Annotated in this window: 15 protein-coding genes and 1 pseudogene; 4 read left to right on the forward strand and 12 right to left on the reverse strand. The window is 76.2% G+C overall.

Translation table 11 applies throughout. The annotated features are described in order from the left end of the window. Nucleotides 1–55: 55 nt before the first annotated feature. Nucleotides 56–364 (forward strand): DUF3040 domain-containing protein, encoded by a 309-nt coding sequence (locus tag B9W62_RS07920; RefSeq protein WP_087806492.1) that lies wholly within the window; start codon nucleotides 56–58, stop codon nucleotides 362–364. A 43-nt stretch (nucleotides 365–407) separates the two neighbouring features. On the opposite strand, the gene B9W62_RS07925 is transcribed toward B9W62_RS07920, so the two are convergent. From B9W62_RS07925 to B9W62_RS07980, 12 genes and pseudogenes are all read right to left on the reverse strand, one after another. Next, entirely contained in the window at nucleotides 408–1,304 is an 897-nt protein-coding gene (locus B9W62_RS07925; protein ID WP_087806493.1) for a glycosyltransferase family 2 protein, read from the reverse strand. Next, nucleotides 1,301–2,236: a glycosyltransferase family 2 protein gene (locus B9W62_RS07930; protein ID WP_087806494.1), complete on the reverse strand. Its 936-nt coding sequence runs from the start codon at nucleotides 2,234–2,236 to the stop codon at nucleotides 1,301–1,303. The genes B9W62_RS07925 and B9W62_RS07930 overlap by 4 nt, the downstream gene beginning before the upstream one ends. After that, nucleotides 2,233–3,468 carry a glycosyltransferase family 9 protein gene (locus tag B9W62_RS07935; RefSeq protein ID WP_256976232.1) on the reverse strand — a complete coding sequence of 412 codons (1,236 nt, stop codon included), beginning with the start codon at nucleotides 3,466–3,468 and terminating at the stop codon, nucleotides 2,233–2,235. The genes B9W62_RS07930 and B9W62_RS07935 overlap by 4 nt, the downstream gene beginning before the upstream one ends. A 485-nt stretch (nucleotides 3,469–3,953) precedes the next feature. Further along, on the reverse strand, nucleotides 3,954–5,324 hold the full coding sequence (gene rfaE2, locus B9W62_RS07940) for a D-glycero-beta-D-manno-heptose 1-phosphate adenylyltransferase (RefSeq protein ID WP_179235386.1): 1,371 nt from the start codon (nucleotides 5,322–5,324) through the stop codon (nucleotides 3,954–3,956). Between the two features lie 17 nt (nucleotides 5,325–5,341). Further along, nucleotides 5,342–5,983, reverse strand: a complete 642-nt coding sequence (locus B9W62_RS07945) for a D-sedoheptulose-7-phosphate isomerase (protein ID WP_087806496.1) — start codon at nucleotides 5,981–5,983, stop codon at nucleotides 5,342–5,344. Beyond that, on the reverse strand, nucleotides 5,980–7,200 hold the full coding sequence (locus B9W62_RS07950; RefSeq protein ID WP_087806497.1) for a glycosyltransferase family 4 protein: 1,221 nt from the start codon (nucleotides 7,198–7,200) through the stop codon (nucleotides 5,980–5,982). Before B9W62_RS07950 ends, B9W62_RS07945 begins: the two co-directional genes overlap by 4 nt. Next, a complete protein-coding gene (locus tag B9W62_RS07955) occupies nucleotides 7,197–8,147 on the reverse strand; it encodes a glycosyltransferase (protein ID WP_087806498.1) in 951 nt (316 codons plus the stop codon). Before B9W62_RS07955 ends, B9W62_RS07950 begins: the two co-directional genes overlap by 4 nt. Then, entirely contained in the window at nucleotides 8,144–9,133 is a 990-nt protein-coding gene (locus B9W62_RS07960; RefSeq protein WP_087806499.1) for a glycosyltransferase family 9 protein, read from the reverse strand. Before B9W62_RS07960 ends, B9W62_RS07955 begins: the two co-directional genes overlap by 4 nt. A gap of 335 nt (nucleotides 9,134–9,468) precedes the next feature. Continuing rightward, nucleotides 9,469–10,047 (reverse strand): annotated as a pseudogene (locus B9W62_RS40120) (D-glycero-alpha-D-manno-heptose-1,7-bisphosphate 7-phosphatase); the annotation flags it as partial. Next, the gene (locus B9W62_RS07970) at nucleotides 10,044–11,078 is read right to left on the reverse strand and encodes a glycosyltransferase family 2 protein (RefSeq protein ID WP_087806501.1); all 1,035 of its coding nucleotides are present in this window, start codon (nucleotides 11,076–11,078) and stop codon (nucleotides 10,044–10,046) included. The gene B9W62_RS07970 and the pseudogene B9W62_RS40120, both read right to left, overlap by 4 nt. Next, entirely contained in the window at nucleotides 11,075–12,715 is a 1,641-nt protein-coding gene (locus B9W62_RS07975; protein WP_087806502.1) for a carbamoyltransferase family protein, read from the reverse strand. Before B9W62_RS07975 ends, B9W62_RS07970 begins: the two co-directional genes overlap by 4 nt. A 203-nt stretch (nucleotides 12,716–12,918) precedes the next feature. Then, complete coding sequence (locus B9W62_RS07980; RefSeq protein WP_087806503.1) at nucleotides 12,919–13,911, reverse strand: NAD-dependent epimerase/dehydratase family protein; 993 nt, start codon at nucleotides 13,909–13,911, stop codon at nucleotides 12,919–12,921. A gap of 135 nt (nucleotides 13,912–14,046) precedes the next feature. Between B9W62_RS07980 and B9W62_RS07985 the strand changes: the two genes are divergently transcribed. The 3 genes from B9W62_RS07985 to B9W62_RS07995 all read left to right on the forward strand — a co-directional run bounded on the left by B9W62_RS07985 (nucleotide 14,047) and on the right by B9W62_RS07995 (nucleotide 16,306). After that, complete coding sequence (locus B9W62_RS07985; protein ID WP_256976233.1) at nucleotides 14,047–14,877, forward strand: polysaccharide deacetylase family protein; 831 nt, start codon at nucleotides 14,047–14,049, stop codon at nucleotides 14,875–14,877. A 21-nt stretch (nucleotides 14,878–14,898) separates the two neighbouring features. After that, nucleotides 14,899–15,339 (forward strand): SRPBCC family protein, encoded by a 441-nt coding sequence (locus B9W62_RS07990; protein WP_087806504.1) that lies wholly within the window; start codon nucleotides 14,899–14,901, stop codon nucleotides 15,337–15,339. 85 nt (nucleotides 15,340–15,424) lie between these two features. Then, complete coding sequence (locus tag B9W62_RS07995) at nucleotides 15,425–16,306, forward strand: endonuclease/exonuclease/phosphatase family protein (protein WP_179235387.1); 882 nt, start codon at nucleotides 15,425–15,427, stop codon at nucleotides 16,304–16,306. The last annotated feature ends 83 nt before the right edge of the window (nucleotides 16,307–16,389 follow it).

Consider the following 16,389-nt stretch of genomic DNA (forward strand, 5'->3'; position numbering starts at 1 on the left):
GCGGCACGGCACGGGCACTCGGCGGGGATCGGTCCGCCCCCGGGAGGAGACAGACGTGTCCATCGGCCGGCTCCCCGATCACGAGCAACGCATACTCGACGAGGTCGAACGGGCGCTGCGGCGCGACCGCCGCCTCGACCGCCGCCTGCGCACGCTGCGGCTCCGCCGCTGCCCCGATCCCGCCCGGCTGGCGGCGTACCGGCCGCACACCGTGACCGTCCTCCTGCTGCTCGCCGTGTCGGTGACGCTGATGGTCGTCGGCATCGTCACCTCCGCGCCCGGCGTGATCTGGGCGTTCGCCGGAGTGTGGCCGGTGACCCTGTTCGCGGTGTTCCGGCTGCTGTGCCGGTGGACGACGGCTTGACAGCGGGTCGGTGCCCGGTGTGCCGCGCTTCCCGGGCCGGGGGTCAGCCGGTGTAGCTGCGGGCCGTCGAGTCGCGCTGGGCCGGTTCCAGTGAGCGCAGCCGCGCCTCCACCTCCGGCGGCAGCACCCGGCGTTCGCGCAGCACCCACGGCAGGGCGGCCGTCGCCTGGGCGAAGGCGCGCAGGGACGCGGTGTCGCGGGGGACGGTGCGGGCCAGGTGGAGGGTGCGGCGCAGGGCGGGGCCGACCGGGCGGCGCAGCCAGGTGAACCACAGGGTGTTGCGGATGCCCTGCGCCCTGCGCGCGGTCGAGTCCCGTACGCCGGACGGCTGGTGATGGATCCTCAGGTCGTCGGCGTACGTCAGCCACCAGCCGTTGGCGGCGAGGTCGGCGGCGAGCAGCTCCTCCTCGCCGCCCAGCCACAGCCGCGGGTGGAAGCCTCCCGCGGCGCGGAAGGCTTCGGTGCGCAGGACGGTCGCGGCGGCCAGGAAGGAGCCCAGCGCCGGGCCCGGAAGCCAGTCGGGGCGGGGCACGGGCGAGTCGCGCAGCTCCTCGACGATCGGGTCCTCGGTGCCGTCCGGTTCGACCAGGATGCGGGCGGTGACCGAGCCGACCGCCGGGTACCGGTCGAGCAGGTCGGCGGCCCCGGCCAGGGAGCCGGGCGCCCACCATGAGTCGTCGTCGCAGAAGGCGACGTAGGGGGTGGTCACCTGGCGGACCGCCAGGTTGCGGCCGACGGCGCCCAGGTTGCGGCCGGGGCGCAGGAGCCGTACGCCGGGGTGGTGGCGGGCGACGGCGGTGGCGGTGCCGTCGGTGGAGCCGTTGTCGGTGACGATCACCGCGGGCTGCTCGGGCAGTTCGGCGAGCCGGTCCAGGGTGCGCAGGAGTTCGGGGCGCCGGTTGTGGGTGATGACGACGACGGTGGTCCGGGCGTCCGTCATGAGGCCGCGCCTCCGCCTTCGTCGAGGAGCCGGGCGGCGCGTTCCACGTGCGGTGGCAGGGGCCTGCGGGCGCGCAGCGCGGCGGGCAGCCTGGCGAGCGTCTCGCGCAGCGCGTGCCGGGCGTGCGGGTCGCGGCGGGCGTCGGCGGCCAGGTGGCGGGTGCGGGCCAGGGCGTGCGGGAGGGGGCGGCGCAGCCAGGCGGTGAGGAGTTCGTTGCGGCGTACGACGGCCGGGCGGCCGGTGCGGGGGCGGGGGTGCGGGTGGTGGTGGGCGACCACGTCCGGGCAGTGTGTGACGCCCCAGCCGCGGGCCGCGAGGTCGTAGGCGAGGAGGGTCTCCTCGGCGCCGAAGAACAGCAGCGGGTGGTAGCCGCCCGCGTCGAGGTACGCGCTGCGGCGGGCGACGGCGGCGCAGCCGAGGAAGCCGAGCACCTGGGTGCCGGGCAGGTCGGTGGCGGTGCCGAGCGGGGAGCGCGCGAGCAGGTCGTTGAGCGGGTCCGCGGCGTCGGCGGGGCCGACGAGGGTGCGGGCGGAGAGCAGGCCGAGCCGGGGGTGCTCGTCGAAGTGCCGGGCGGCGGCGCGCAGGGAGCCGGGCGCCCACCACGAGTCGTCGTCGCTGAACCCGACGTACGGGGTGTCCAGGGCGCGGACGCCGTGGGTACGGGCGAGGGCACCGCGGTTGACCGGCAGGGCGAGGACGCGGACCTGGGGGAAGTCGCGGGCCAGCATGGCGCGGGTGTCGTCGGTGGAGGCGTTGTCGACGACGAGGACCTCGGGCCGCTCGGGCAGGGCGAGCAGGTTGCGCACGGTGACGGCGAGGCTCGCGCGGCGGTTCCGGGTGGCGATGACGATGCCGACGGGGCCGGGTTTCGCGGAGTCGGTGCGGGCCCGTTCGCGGATGGCCGTGGGGCCGTGGTGCGCGGGGTGGTTCATGGTCCCTCTTCCGGGGCGTCCTGGGTGTCCGGTGCGTCGGGTGCGTCAAGTGCGTCCAGCTCGTCGAGTACGTCCAGTTCGTCGAGTGCGTCGAGCTCGTCGAGTGCTCCGAGTACGGCGTCGGGGGTGATCCGCAGCAGCGCCGGGTCGGTGCGGTGGCCGTGCGGGTCGCCGTCCGGGCCCGGGTGCCACAGGGCGCGGTGGCGGGGGTGGGGCGGCGGGCCCCAGCGGCTGGGCGGGACCGGGCCGAAGAGGGTCACGGAGGGCGTGGCGTGGGCGACGGCGAGATGGGCGACGCCGGTGTCGCCGCTGACGACGGCGCGGGCGCCCGCGACGAGGGCGGAGAGGCGGTCGTAGGGCAGGCCGCCGCCGAAGAGGTCCGTGTCGGGCAGGCCGGCGAGCTTGGCCAGCCGGGCCACCAGGTCCGCCTCGTCCGCTCCCCCGGTGACGACGACCCGGCGCCCGCGTGCGCGCAGCGCCTCGGCGACGGCCGCGTACCGCTCCACTGGCCAGCAGCGGGAAGGGGCACCGGCGCCCGGGTGCAGGACGACCGCGCCGGGGGCGGGGGACGGCGCCGGCGGACGCGGCAGCCGCAGGTCGGCCGGATCGGCGTCGATGCCGTACGCACGCAGCAGCCGGCACCACCGCTCGCGCTCGTGCTCCTCGGCGTACCAGGGCGGACCGTCCACCTCGGGGGTCTCCGGGTGCGCGAACGCCAGCAGCCGCCGCGGGCCGAGCCGGCTCAGCAGGCGGTGACTGGGCGGCCCGTTGCCGTGCAGGTCGACGGCGACGTCCGGGGGCGGTCCCGTCCAGTCGAGGCCGCGCGGGACGGCACGACCCGGTCCGGCGGCGGGCAGCACCCGGTCCACGGCACCGGTGGCAGCGGCCACGGGGGCCAGTTCGGCGGGGGCCGCCAGCACCAGCTCGTGCCCGGGATACGCCCGCCGCAACGCCCGCAGGGCAGGCACCCCGGCCAGCAGGTCCCCGAGCCCGAGGGCCCGCAGCACGAGCACCCGGGGGACGCCCCCGCCGCCGTTCCCGCCGCCCACGGGGTCCGATTCGCCCCGCACCGCCGCGGCACCACCCGGGCGCGCGGTCGCGGCGACCGGCGGATGCACCGGGTCACCCGTGACCGGCCCGCCGGCCGACCCGGGGAACCCGGAGCCGCCCTCCCCGGGCTGAGGCAACGGTGTCGCCGCACCCGCACCGGCCGTCCAGCCGTCCGCGGACATGTCACGAGCGTCCGCCGGCCGGGCCGGGGTCGCGCCACGGGCGGCACGGACTCCGTGCCCCCGGCCGACTCCGGCCCGGTCCCCGCCGCGCCGCCCGGCACCGCCGATTCCGTCGCGCGCCGCCCGGGGCGGCGCTCCGTGGACCGGCCCGGCCGGCGGCGCCATCGTCCCCTCGCCGTTCGTGTGCCCTCTCGGGACGGCGGACGGCCGGACGCCGGTCGCCGGGCCCGTCATCGTCGTCGCCCGGGCGGGCCCTCCCGGGCCGCCGGGTGGACGGTCGTACGCCGTGATCGGCGCGGGCCGTGTGCCGTGCCGTGCGGACTGCGGCCCCGGTGGGCGGAGCACGTACGTCGGCGAGGGCAGCGCCGGCGGGGAGCTCACGGGGGCCGCGGGTGGCGGGGCGTGCACGGGGGCCGCGGGTGGCGGGGTGCCCGGCGTGGCGCCGGTGAGGGGGTGGGTGCGGGGGCGGTCCGGGGGGCCGGGGGTCATCGGGGGGTCTCCGCCGCGCGGGCCAGCAGGGCGGTGGAGGAGCGGCCGTCGAGGTAGGGCAGGAGGACCGCCTGTCCGCCCCACTCCTGGAGGAGCGCGGCCTCGGGGAGGTCGGCGCCGGCGTAGTCGCCGCCCTTGACCCAGACGTCGGGGCGCAGTTCGCCGAGGAGGCGTTCGGGGGTGTCCTCGTCGAAGACGGCGACCGCGTCGACGCAGGCGAGGGCGCGCAGGACGCGGACGCGGTCGGCGAGGGGGTTGACGGGGCGTCCGCCGCCCTTGCGGCGCCGGACGGAGGCGTCGGAGTTGACGCAGACGACCAGGCAGTCGCCGAGCCGCCGGGCGGCCTGGAGGAGGCCGACGTGTCCGGCGTGCAGCAGGTCGAAGCAGCCGCCCGCGGCGACGACCGTGCCGTGTTCGGCGCGGATCCGGGTGGCCAGGGCACCGGGGTCGTCGGTGTCGGGGAGTGCGGCGAGCGCCCGTTCGGAGCCGGCCGGCGGTACGGCGGCCGCGCCGCCCGCGGCGACGAAGGCCGTGGCGGCGCTCACCGCACCCTCGACGGCCTCCCCCACCAGCGCCCCGTCGGCGAGCAGCCCGGCCGCGGTCGCCGCGAACCGGTCCCCCGCTCCGCAGGAGTCGCCGTGGTGGGCGGCGGGCGCGGGCACGAGGAGGGGATGTTCGCCGTAGGTCAGAAGGGCGCCGCGCGGGCCGAGGGTCACCGCCACCGCGGCCGCCCGCCACTCCCGTACGAGGGCGGCGGCGTCGAGCGCGGCGGCGCGCAGTCCGCCGCCCCGGTGGTCCCGGTCGGGCGCGAAGCCGTGGGCCTCCTTCTCGGCGGGCGTCACCAGACGGGTGCCGGGGACCGGCGGCCCGCCGCGCGGGTGCGGGTCCCAGACCAGCGGCGGGCGCGCGGCGAGCACGTCGCGCAGGGCGTCCGCGGCGCCCCGGCCGTAGTCGGAGACGAGGACGGCGCGGGCGGAGCGCAGCGCGTCGCGGGCCTCGTCGGTGGCCTCGCGGACCCGGCCGCCGCCCCGGTCGAGCCGGACGACGGGGCGGTCCTGGGCGAGGACACGGGTCTTCTCCGGCACCGTGCCGGTCAGCGGAAGCGGGATCAGGGTCAGCCAGGGGGCGAGCAGTTCGCGCAGGGCGAGACCGGCCGGGTCGTCGCCCACGCCCGCGATCAGGGTGACCTCGCGGCCGTCGCGGGCGGCGAGGTACGCGGCGAGGGCGGCGCCGCCCGGGCGGATCCGCTCGGCGCACTCCGAGACGACCGGGACCGGCGCGTCCGGTGCGAGCCGGTCGGCGGATCCGGTGAGGTCCCGGTCGAGCAGCGCGTCGCCGACCACGACCAGCGGTGTCCTGTCAGCCATGGCAGCCATGGATCGCGTCACCTCCGCTTCCGCTGTGCCGCGCGTCCCGCGCGTCCCGCGCTCCCGGCGGCCCGGGCGCCGCGTGCACCGCGCTCCAGGGCCGCGTCGAAGGCCGCGCAGATCATGTGGACGGCGACCAGGTGGATCTCCTGGACGGTGGCCGTCGAGGGTGCCTCGACGCACAGGGACTCGTCGCTGCCCGCCATGAGCGGGTTGGGGGCGCAGCCGGTGAGCGCCCAGACCCGCATCCCGGCCGCGCGGGCCGCGTCGGCCGCGGAGAGCAGGTTGGCGCTGGCGCCGGACGTGGACAGCAGCATCAGGACGTCGCCGTCGCGGCCGTGGGCGCGGACCTGGCGGGCGAACACCTCGTCGACGCCGTAGTCGTTGGCGATGGCGGTGGTGGAGGAGGTGTCGGCGTGCAGGGCGATTGCGGAGAACGGCGGGCGGTCGTCGCGGTAGCGGCCGACGAGTTCGGCGGTCAGGTGCTGGGCCTGGGCGGCGCTGCCGCCGTTGCCCGCGGCGAGCAGCCGGCCGCCGCCGCTGAGTACCGCCGCGAGCCGGTCGCCCCACCGCTGGGTGACGTGGGCGGAGGCGCGGAACGCCCCGAGCGCCACCTGGAGTTCGTCGCAGTGCCCGACGACGGGCGGGTGCACGGTCATGACGCCACCTCCGTCGACAGCGCGTGCTCGGAGCGGGTCAGCCGGTAGACCTGTTCCGCGCCGTCGGCGACGCGTGCCCAGGTGTAGTGCCGCAGGACGCGTTCGCGGCCGTTCCTGCCGTACTGGCGGCGCAGCCGTTCGTCGGCGAGGAGTTCCCGGGCGGCGTCCGCGACGGCCCCCGGGTCCTGCGGGGTGACGAGGCGGCCGGTGACGCCGTCGGCGACGGAGTCGCGGTGGCCGCCGACGTCGGTGGCGAGGACGGGTACGCCGCACGCCATGGCCTCCAGGGGCACGATGCCAAACGGTTCGTACACCGGGGTGCACAGCACCAGGTCGGCGCTGCGGAGCAGGGCGGGCATGTCGTCCGGGTCGACCGCGCCGAGCAGCCGGACCCGGTCGGCGACGCCGGCCCGGTGGGCGATGCCGGTCAGGCGCCGCGCCTCGGGTTCGGCCTCCAAGGCGCCGGCCGGGGGGCCGCCGGCGACGAGGAGTTCCGCGTCGGGGATGTGCGCCAGGGCGCGGATGGCCTGGTCGTATCCCTTGCGGGGGACCAGACGTCCGCAGGCGAGCAGCCGGTGCCTCAGGCGTCGTTCGGGGGTGCGGCCGGTGTCGGCGGCGGGGTGGAAGTGCTCGGCGTCCACACCGCAGGGGACGACGGAGACCTGCCGGGGCGGGACGCCCATGTCGCCGAGTTCCACGACCTCGTCGGTGCAGGTGGCCAGGACCCGTTCGCAGCTCCGGCCGAGTTGCCGTTCGATGCCGATGCGCTCGTAGGGGCTGGTGTCCCGCATGCCCTGGTGGCGGCGCTTGACGGTGCCGAGGGCGTGGAAGGTCTGGACGAGGGGGATGCCGTGCGGGCCCGCGCCGATCTGCGCGGCCATGCCGGACATCCAGAAGTGGGCGTGCACCACGTCGGGCCGCTCCCGGGCCCAGGTGCGGGCCAGGTGGGCGCCGAAGGCGGGCATGTGGGGGAAGAGTTCGTCCTTGGGGACGGACACGGGTGGCCCGGCCGGCACGTGTTCGACGACCGCGCCGCCGGGCAGGGGCACCCGGTCGGGCAGGTCGGTGGCGTCCCGGCGGGTGTAGACCGTGACGTCGTGGCCGCGCCCCGCCAACTCCTCGGCGAGACGGGCCACGTAGACGTTCTGTCCACCGGCGTCGACGCCGCCGAGCGCGGCGAGAGGGCTCGCGTGCTCGGACACCATGGCGATCCTCATCGGGTCACCTCCTTGAGCAGCCGCTCCCAGTCGTCCAGGAAGCGGGGCAGCCCGTAGTGGGCCAGGGCCGCCGCACGGGCCGCCTCGCCGACCGCCCGCGCGTGCAGGGGATCGGCGAGGAAGTCGCGTACGGCGTCGGTCAGTACGTCGATGCGGTTGGACACCACCCCGGCGCCGGGCGGCACAGCCTCGGTGACCTCGGTGGTGGCGAGGGCGACCACGGGCATGCCCAGGTGCATGGCCTCCAGCAGGGACAGGCCGAGGGAGGTCCAGCGGACGGGGTGGACGTAGACGCGGCGGCGGGCCAGCTCGCTGTGCAACTCGCCCTGGGGGACGTCCTGGGTCCGGCAGCGGCCGGGGTCGACGCCGAGGTGCTCGGCGAGTCCCTCGGTCCGCATGCCGAACACGTCGAGCGGAGCGGCCCGGGTGAAGGCGGGCAGCAGGTCGGTTCCCGTCGTACGCCCGCGCCGGATCGGCTCGTTGACGACGACGGCGGCGCGTTCCAGCTCGCCGGTCCAGCGGTGGCCGGGGTCGACGATACCGTGCTCGACGACGGTGGCCGGCGTGGTGCCCGCGTCCCACATCAGCCGGTTGAAGTGGGTGACGTGGACGAGGGTGACGCCGGGGATGTCCGCGGCCGGGTGCCGGGTGCGGGGCACGTCGCCGTCGGGGGCGTTGTGCTCCAGGTAGACCAGCGGCGGGCGGCGGCCCAGCCACCGGTCGACCAGGTCGAGTTCGTGCGGGCGCTGGAGGATCACGAGGTCGACGTCCTCGTCCCGCAGCCGCTCGGGCGCCACTTCCACGACGGTGTCGGGCCAGTCCCAGGTGCGGGCGCGGCCGAGGCCGTCGGGGCCGCGGTCGGGGGTGACGGGGACGAGGTAGGTGTGCGGGCCCTGTACGAAGGCCGTGGTCCACGACCCGTGCACGTGCCAGATGAGGATCCTCATGTCTCCCCCAGCAGTTTCTCGACGGCGGCGGCCACGTCGGTGGCCGTGACGGTGTTGAGGCAGGGGTGTCCGGGGACGGGGCAGTCCCGGGCCCTGCTGTCGGCGCAGGGCGCGTCCTGGTCGCCCAGCAGGACGTAGGGGACGCCGTAGGGGCGCCAGCGCTCGGCGGGTACGACGGGGGCGAACAGGGAGACGACGGGGGTGCCGACGGCGGCGGCGAGGTGGGCGGGTGCGGTGTTGCCGGTGACGACGACGGCGGCGCCCGCGAGGACGCCGGCCAGCTCGGGGGCGTCGGTGCGGCCGCCGAGGTCGGTGCCGTGCCGGCCTGCGACGTGTGCGGTGAGGTCGCGTTCGCCGGGGCCGCCGGTGACCAGCACGCGGTGTCCGGCGGCGGCGAGTTCGCGTACCGCCTCGGCGGCGCGCTCGGGGCTCCAGGCGCGGGCGGGGACGCTGGCGCCGGGGTGCAGGACGACGTAGGGGCCGGGCCCGGTGAGGGCGTCGGCGCGCGGCGGCGTGCGCACGCGCAGCCGTCCGTCGTCGGGCGCCGGGAACCCGGCCGCCTCGGCGAGATCGAGCGCGGCCTCGGCCTCGTGGGCGTGCGGGGCGCGCCGGTGGCGCAGGTCGAGGAGCGATCCGGGGTAGTCCACGCTGTCGGCGGCGATGTACCGGACGCCGGCCAGGCGCAGCACCAGGGCGGTGGGCAGCGGGGACTGGTGGAAGGAGGTGAGGACCAGCGCGGTGTCGGCGTCGATCCGCTCCACGAGCGCGTCGATGTCGTCCCGCCGCACCGCGGGCGGTTCGAACCCGCCCCACGGGGCCTCCCACACCAGCACCTCGTCGACGCCGGGCAGCAGCCGGGCGGCGGGCGCGCCGCGCGACCCGCACAGCAGGGTCACGTGGTCGGCCCGCGCGGCGACGGCCCGCACGGCGGGCCCCGCGAGCAGCACGTCGCCGAAGCTGTCGAGCCGGGTCACGAGCGCCTTCATGCCGACCTCCCACGCCTGTCACCGGCGCCACGCTTACCTGCCGCCCCGGCGGCGGGCGCGGTGCGCGAGCGGGCCTCCGCGGGGGCGTCCTCGCCCCGGCCGGGGCCACGGGCCGTGTCCGGAGCCGCTGTCCGGCCCCGGTCGGGGGCGACGGCCGGTCCGCCACGGCGCTCGTCCGCGTCGGCCTCGCCGGGCGGGCCCTCGGGGGCCGGGCGAGGCGTCTTCGGGGCGAAGACGCCTCGCCCCGGAGACGTGGGGGACGCGGTCTCCACGGGACCGGACCGGTCGCCGTCGGCGGGGGCGGGGGTCCGCGGGCCGTTCTCGGCGCCCGGGCCGTACGCCGCCTCGATGGGCCGCTCGTTCACCAGGATCCGGCCGGTGGGCGGGCCGTCGAGGACGGCCCGTACGGCGGTGAGGAGGTCCGGGGCGACGTGGGCCGCGGCGGCCGTCTCCTCCGGGCGGGTGCGGTCGTTGGGGACGAGGATGCCGCGGGCGCCGGCGCGTTCGGCGGCCTCCATGTCCGCGCCGATGTCGCCGACGACGACACAGTCGGTGGGGCCGGCGCACACGCGTCCGGCGGCCCAGAGGATCATGCCGGGCTGCGGCTTGCGGCAGTGGCAGCCGTCGTCGGGGCCGTGCGGGCAGACGGCCCAGACGTCGAAGGGGCCGATCAGGTCGTCGACACGGCGGTTGACGCGGCGGACGTCGCCGTCGCTGATCAGGCCGCGGGCCACGCCGGACTGGTTGGTGACGACGCCGACGCGGATGCCGCGGGCGCGCAGCAGTGCCACCGCCTCGCGGGCGCCGTCGACGGGGCGGACCCGCTCCGGGTCGCCGTTGTAGGGGACGTCGTGGACGAGGGTGCCGTCGCGGTCGAAGAGGACGGCCTTCACCGGGTTGTCGGCGGGGTTCATGCGGCCACCTCCCGCCAGGCGGGCGCGGCGCGGTGGCGCCAGAGTCCGCCGAGCCGGTGCCAGGTCGCGGCGGGCGGGATGAGCACGCTGGTGGCCAGCATGGTGACGACCTCGTGCCGGGTGCGCGGCCCGGGCGCGATGCGGGCCCAGGCGAACTCGGCGGTGCCCGCGGCCCAGCCGGCCCCGGCGAGGGCGGCGGCCCGGGGGTGTCCGGCCGCCGCGAGGGCGAGGGCGGCGCTACCGGCGGCGGTGATCGCCGCGTGGCGCCGGATCCGGCCCCGGGGCGCGACCGCCTTGGCCCACCAGTCGGGACCGTGCAGCCGCCGCATCAGGGCGTCGTCAGCGTTGCCGCGCTGCTGCTTCAAGGAGACCCAGCGCGCGGCGGGGCGTACGGGGTGGCGGGTGGTGCGGCGGCCCCGCCGGATGCGCCAGCCCGCGTCGAGGACGCGCAGCGCGAGGTCGGCGTCCTCGCGGAAGGCGCGGGTGAAGCGTTCGTCGAAGCCGCCGACCTGTTTGAGCACGTCGGTGCGGTACGCCATGTCGGCCGTGATCCACCGGGCCTGGGCGAGACCGGCGGTGCCGCGCTCCCAGTCGGTGGGGCGGCGCTCCCCCGGCAGCGGTACGGCGATCACGCCCTGCACGGCGCCGGTGTCGGGTGCCGCCTCGGCGAGGTCCTGGATCAGCTGGTCGCACCAGTGCGGGCCGACCTGGACGTCGTCGTCGAGGAACGCGGTCCAGGGTGAAGTGACCGCTCGGGCACCGGTGTTACGGGCGGCGGCAGGCCCGCGGCCCCCGCTGCGCAGCACCACCGTGCGTGCGCGCAGGTCGCCGAGGACGGTCAGCGCGTGCTCCAGCGCGCCGGAGTCGGCGTCGGGGTCGGGCCGGTCGTCGACGAGGACGATCTCGTCGGGGTCGGGCCCGTGCGCGGCGACCAGCGCGGCCAGGCAGTCGGCCAGCGTGTCGCGCACGAGGGTGGGGACGACGACGGCGTAGCCGGTGCGCGGGCCGCCGGTTCCGGGGGCGGTGCTCATGCGAACGCCCGTCCCCGGCGCACCGCGAAGGGGCCGATGGCCAGCAGGTCGACGGGTGCCGAGCCGAAGCACTCCAGTGCGTCGCGCGGGTCGTCGACCATGGGCCGCCCGGCGGTGTTGAGGCTGGTGTTGACGACGACCGGCAGTCCGGTGCGGCGTTCGAAGGCGGCCAGCATCCGCGCGACGAGCGGCTCGCGGCGTTCCTCGACGGTCTGGATGCGGGCGGTGCCGTCGACGTGGACGACGGCGGGGATGCGGTCGCGCCAGGCGGGGTCGACGTCGTGCACGAAGAGCATGTACGGGCTGGGGACCGGCCCGGTGAAGATGTCGGCGGCGCGGTCGGCTAGCACCATGGGCGCGACGGGGCGGAACTCCTCGCGGCCCTTGACGTGGTTGAGGCGTTCGAGGTTCTCCGCGCGGCCGGGGTGGGCCATCAGGGAGCGGTGCCCGAGGGCGCGCGGCCCGAACTCGCTGCGGCCCTGGAACCAGGCGACGACGCCGTCCCGGGCGAGTTCCTCGGCGACGGTCTCGGCGATGTCCTCGGGCTCCTCGTAGGGGATCGCGGCCGTCTCCAGCCAGGCGCGGATCTCGTCGTCGCGCCAGCCGCGGCCGAGGTCGGCGCCGGGCATCGGCTCGGGCGCGGTGCCCTCCTGGGCGGCGGCCACGTGCAGGGCGGCGCCGAGGGCCGTGCCGGCGTCACCGGCGGCGGGCTGCACCCACACGTGCCGGTACGGGCCGCGGGCGGCGATCTTCGAGTTGGCGACGCAGTTCAGGGCGACGCCGCCCGCCATGGTGAGGGCCTCGCCCCCGGCCTCGCCGTGCAGCCAGTGGACGAGTTCGAGGAGCAGTTCCTCCAGGACGGCCTGGGTGCTCGCGGCCAGGTCCGCGTGGTCCTTCGTCCAGTCCTCGCACTTGGCGCGCGGCGGGGCGAGGGCCGCCCAGTCGACGCCGTGGGCGCGGAAGCCGCCGTCGCCGGTGGCGTGGACGTGCTCGCGGAGCCGGTCGAGGTGGCGGGGGGTGCCGTAGGAGGCGAGGGCCATCACCTTGTACTCGTCGCTGCTGCGCAGGAAGCCGAGGTGCTCGGTGAGTTCCTCGTAGACCAGGCCGAGCGAGTGCGGCAGCGCCTGGGTGGCGAGGACGTCGAGCTTGCCGTCGCGGTAGCGGCCGGCCAGGTGGGAGGCGGACTCGCCGCGGCCGTCGAGGACGAGGACGTCGTTGTCGGGGTGCGGCGAGGCCGGTCCCGCGGAGGCGGCGTGCGCCACGTGGTGCGGGACGAAGACGACCTGGTCCGGGTGGAGCCCGGGGAGCGCCTCGGCGAGGAACTCGGGGGCCCGGCGGGCGTACTCGAGCCGCAGCGGGTCCCAGGGGTCGTCGAGGCCCAGGTCCCGGGCGGGCCGGGCGAGCTTGGGGTCGAAGGAGTAGGCCACGGCGTCGAGTTCGCCGGGCCGTACCCCGGCGTGCTCCAGGCACCACCGCGCGGACAGCTCCGGGACCTCCCACGCGGAGAACGGCAGCGGGCGCTTGCCGTGCTTGCGTCGGCTGAACCGCTCTTCCTCGGCGGCCGCAACGGTCCGGCCGTCGACGACGAGCGCGGCGGCCGGGTCGTGGAACAGGGCGTTGATACCAAGGATGCGCATGGGGCGGACTCCTCTCTCGGCGACGCGGGTGCCGCGGGGCGGTTGCCTCAAACACTTGGAGACTGGTCACTTCCGGAGATGAGGTGAATTGTCACCATTAGTGACTGTTTTGGGCCTGCGTTCGGCCGCGCCCGGGCCTGCGCTCGGCCGTGCCCGGGGTCGCGTTCGACCTGTTACGTTCATCCACCCGCCCGGGGCTGCGTTCAGGCGGCGACGGCGTGCGCGAACCAGCCGATGGTCCGCTCCAGCCCCTCGTTCCAGCTCACGCTCGGCCGCCAGCCCAGCCGCTCCCGGGCCAGGGTGGTGTCCGGCTTGCGTCGGCAGGGGTCGTCGACGGGGCGTTCGACGAAGCGGATGCGGGAGCCGGAGCCGGTGAGGTCGACGATCCGGCGGGCCAGTTCCAGCATGGTGATCTCGTCGTCGCCGCCGATGTTCATCGGGCCGGTCTCCCCGGACGCGGCGAGGGCCAGGACGCCCGCCACGGTGTCGTCGACGTAGCACAGGGAGCGGGTCTGGCCGCCGTCGCCGGCGACGGTGAGCGGCATGCCGTCCAGCGCCTGCGCGATGAAGGTGGGCACGGCGCGGCCGTCGCCGGTGCGCATGCGGGGGCCGTACGTGTTGAAGATCCGGACGATGGCGGTGTCGGTGCCGTGCACCTGGCGGTGGGCGGTGACCAGCGCCTCGGCGAAGCGCTTGGACTCGTCGTAGACGCTGCGCGGGCCGACCGGGTTGACGTTGCCCCAGTACGTCTCGCGCTGCGGGTGCTCCAGCGGGTCGCCGTAGACCTCGGAGGTGGAGGCGAGCAGGAAGCGGGCGCCGTCGGCGTGGGCCCGCTCCAGGGCGTTGCGGGTGCCGGTGCTGCCGACATCGAGGGTTTGCAGGGGCAGCCGGAGGTAGTCGGCGGGCGAGGCGGGGCAGGCGAAGTGCAGGACCAGGTCGAACCGGCCGGGCAGGCCGCGCAGGGCCGACGGGTCGGTGGCGTCGCCCCGGACGAACCGGAATCCGCGCCGTCGTTCCAGGTCGGCCACGTTGGCGCGGGAGCCGGTGGCCAGGTTGTCGAGGCAGACGACGTCGGTGCCGGCGTCGAGCAGGCGACCGCACAGGTGGGATCCGACGAACCCGGCTCCGCCGGTCACCAGGGCCCGGCGCCAGGCGCGTCCGCTTCGGGGGCCGGTGGCCCCGGGGCTCTCGCTCACGGGCTTCTCCTCACTCTCACCGTCACGGGTCGTGGCGTGTCGGTGTGAGTAGCCCGGCCGCCACCCACCTACCTCGAACGGCCGTTCTAGAGGGCACTATGAACCGCGTATATACTCGCGGCGTATAGTCCTCGCATGCTTTCGCTGACCAGGAAGATGACGAAAACGGGGACCATGTTGCGCGTGCTCGCGACCTTCGCGGCCGCGGCCTCGGTGACCCTCGCGCTGAGCGGCTGCACGAAGCTGGAGACACATTCCCCCAGCTCCGTCCGCAACGCCGCCGACACGTCCGCGGCCGAGGCCGACGCGGCGGCCGCCACGAACGGCGCCCAGGCCAGGGCGGGCGGGCTCGGCACCGTGGACTGCGCGCACGCCAAGTGCATCGCGCTGACCTTCGACGCCGGACCGAGCGAGAACTCCGCCCGGCTGCTCGACATACTCAAGGAGAAGCAGGTCCCGGCGACCTTCTTCCTGCTCGGCAAACGGCACATCGACACCTATCCCGAGCTTGTCAGGCGCATGTCCGACGAGGGGCACGAGGTGGCCAGCCACACCTGGACGCACAAGATCCTCACGGACGCCGAACCGGACGAGATACGCGAGGAGCTGGAGCGTCCGAACAAGGAGATAGAGCGCCTCACGGGCAAGCGCCCCACGCTGATGCGCCCACCGCAGGGCCGCACGGACGACACGGTGCACGACATCTGCCGCGAGCTGGGGCTGGCCGAGGTGCTGTGGAGCGTGACCGCCAAGGACTACAAGACGAACGACTCCGACCTGATCACCGAGCGGGTCCTGGACCAGTCGTCCCGGGACGGCATCATCCTGCTGCACGACATCTACGACGGCACCGTGCCCGCCGTGCCCGGGATCATCGACGCGCTCAAGAAGCGGGGCTACGTCTTCGTGACCGTGCCCCAGCTGATGGCCCCGGGGAAGGCCGAGCCGGGCAAGGTCTACCGCTGACCGACGTGCCAGGATCGTCCGGTGGCCGTCTTCTCGCTCGAACGCACCGTTCCGCTCACCCCGGCCGAGGCCTGGCGCCGGCTCACCCGGTGGGAGCGGCACGGCGACACCGTGCCGCTGACCCGGGTCACCACCGCCCCGCCCGGCCCCACCCGCCGGGGCACGGTGGTCGTGGCCCGCACCGGGGCCGGACCGCTCGCCTTCGCCGACCCGATGGAGGTGACGGTCTGGCAGCCCCCGCACGGGGATGCCCCCGGCCGGTGCCGGCTGGACAAACGCGGCCGGGTGGTCCGGGGCTGGGCGGAGATCGAGGTCTCGACGGGCCCCGGGGGCCGGGCACGTGTCGTGTGGCGCGAGGAGCTGGACGTCAGGTTCCTGCCACCCCTCTTCGGCGGCCCCCTCGGCGGCGCGGGGCGCCATGTCTTCGGCCGCACGGTCGACCACCTGCTCCGGGAGCCGTGAACCGGAGGTTGCGGGCGGGGGACGGCTCGCAGTCGGGATCGCGCGGCGCGCCGCGCGGACACCATTTCCCGCGTACCGTGCCGGCATGTCTCCCAGAGCGCGCACCCTCACCCAACTGTCTCTCACGGCCGCCCTGTTGGCCCTGGCCGTGGCGGCACCGCCCGCATCCGCGGCCGACCGGGGTCAGGCGGTCCCGCTGCGCATCGCCACCTACAACATCCACGCCGGGGCCGGCTCGGACGGCGTCTTCGACCTCGACCGGCAGGCCGCCGCGCTGCGCGCCCTCGACGCGGACGTGATCGGCCTTCAGGAGGTCGACGTGCACTGGGGAGCCCGCAGCCAGGGGCTCGACGTGGCCGGGGAGCTGGCCCGGCGGCTCGGCATGCGGGTGTCCTTCGCGCCGATCTACAGCCTGGATCCGGTGACGGCGGGTGAGCCCCGGCGCGAGTACGGCGTGGCGGTGCTGTCCCGCTTCCCGGTCCGTTCCGCGACGAACCACGAGATCACGCGCCTGTCCACGCAGGACGAGAACCCGGTACCGGCCCCCGCGCCCGGATTCGGCGAGGTGACGCTCAAGGTGCGCGGGATTCCGGTGCAGGTCTTCGTGACCCACCTCGACTACCGGGCGGACCCGGCCGTGCGCGAGGCCCAGGTCGCCGACACCCGGCGGATCATGGCCCGGGAGCGGGCGGAACTGCCGGGCGCCCGCCAGTTCCTCCTGGGCGACTTCAACGCCGAGCCCTCGGCACCCGAGCTGGCGCCGCTGTGGAAGGAACTGCGCGACGCCGGCACGGGCACCCCCGGCACGTACCCGGCCGAGGCCCCGGTGAAGCGGATCGACTACGTGACCGTGGGCGAGAACGTACGGGTACACACCGCCACGGTCCCGGAACAGCCCACGGCCTCCGACCACCGCCCGGTCGTCGCAGACGTGTCCCTGCCCAGGAGGACCCCGGGCCGGGAGTGAGACCGACCCCTCGGAGCCCCCGGCAGGGGCAGGATCGCCGGTGCCGGCCTGCCCGGCACCGGCACCGGCACCGGCACCGGCGT

Origin of the sequence: Streptomyces sp. CS113, assembly GCF_002188365.1 — a bacterium.
GTDB lineage: Bacteria > Actinomycetota > Actinomycetes > Streptomycetales > Streptomycetaceae > Streptomyces > Streptomyces tendae.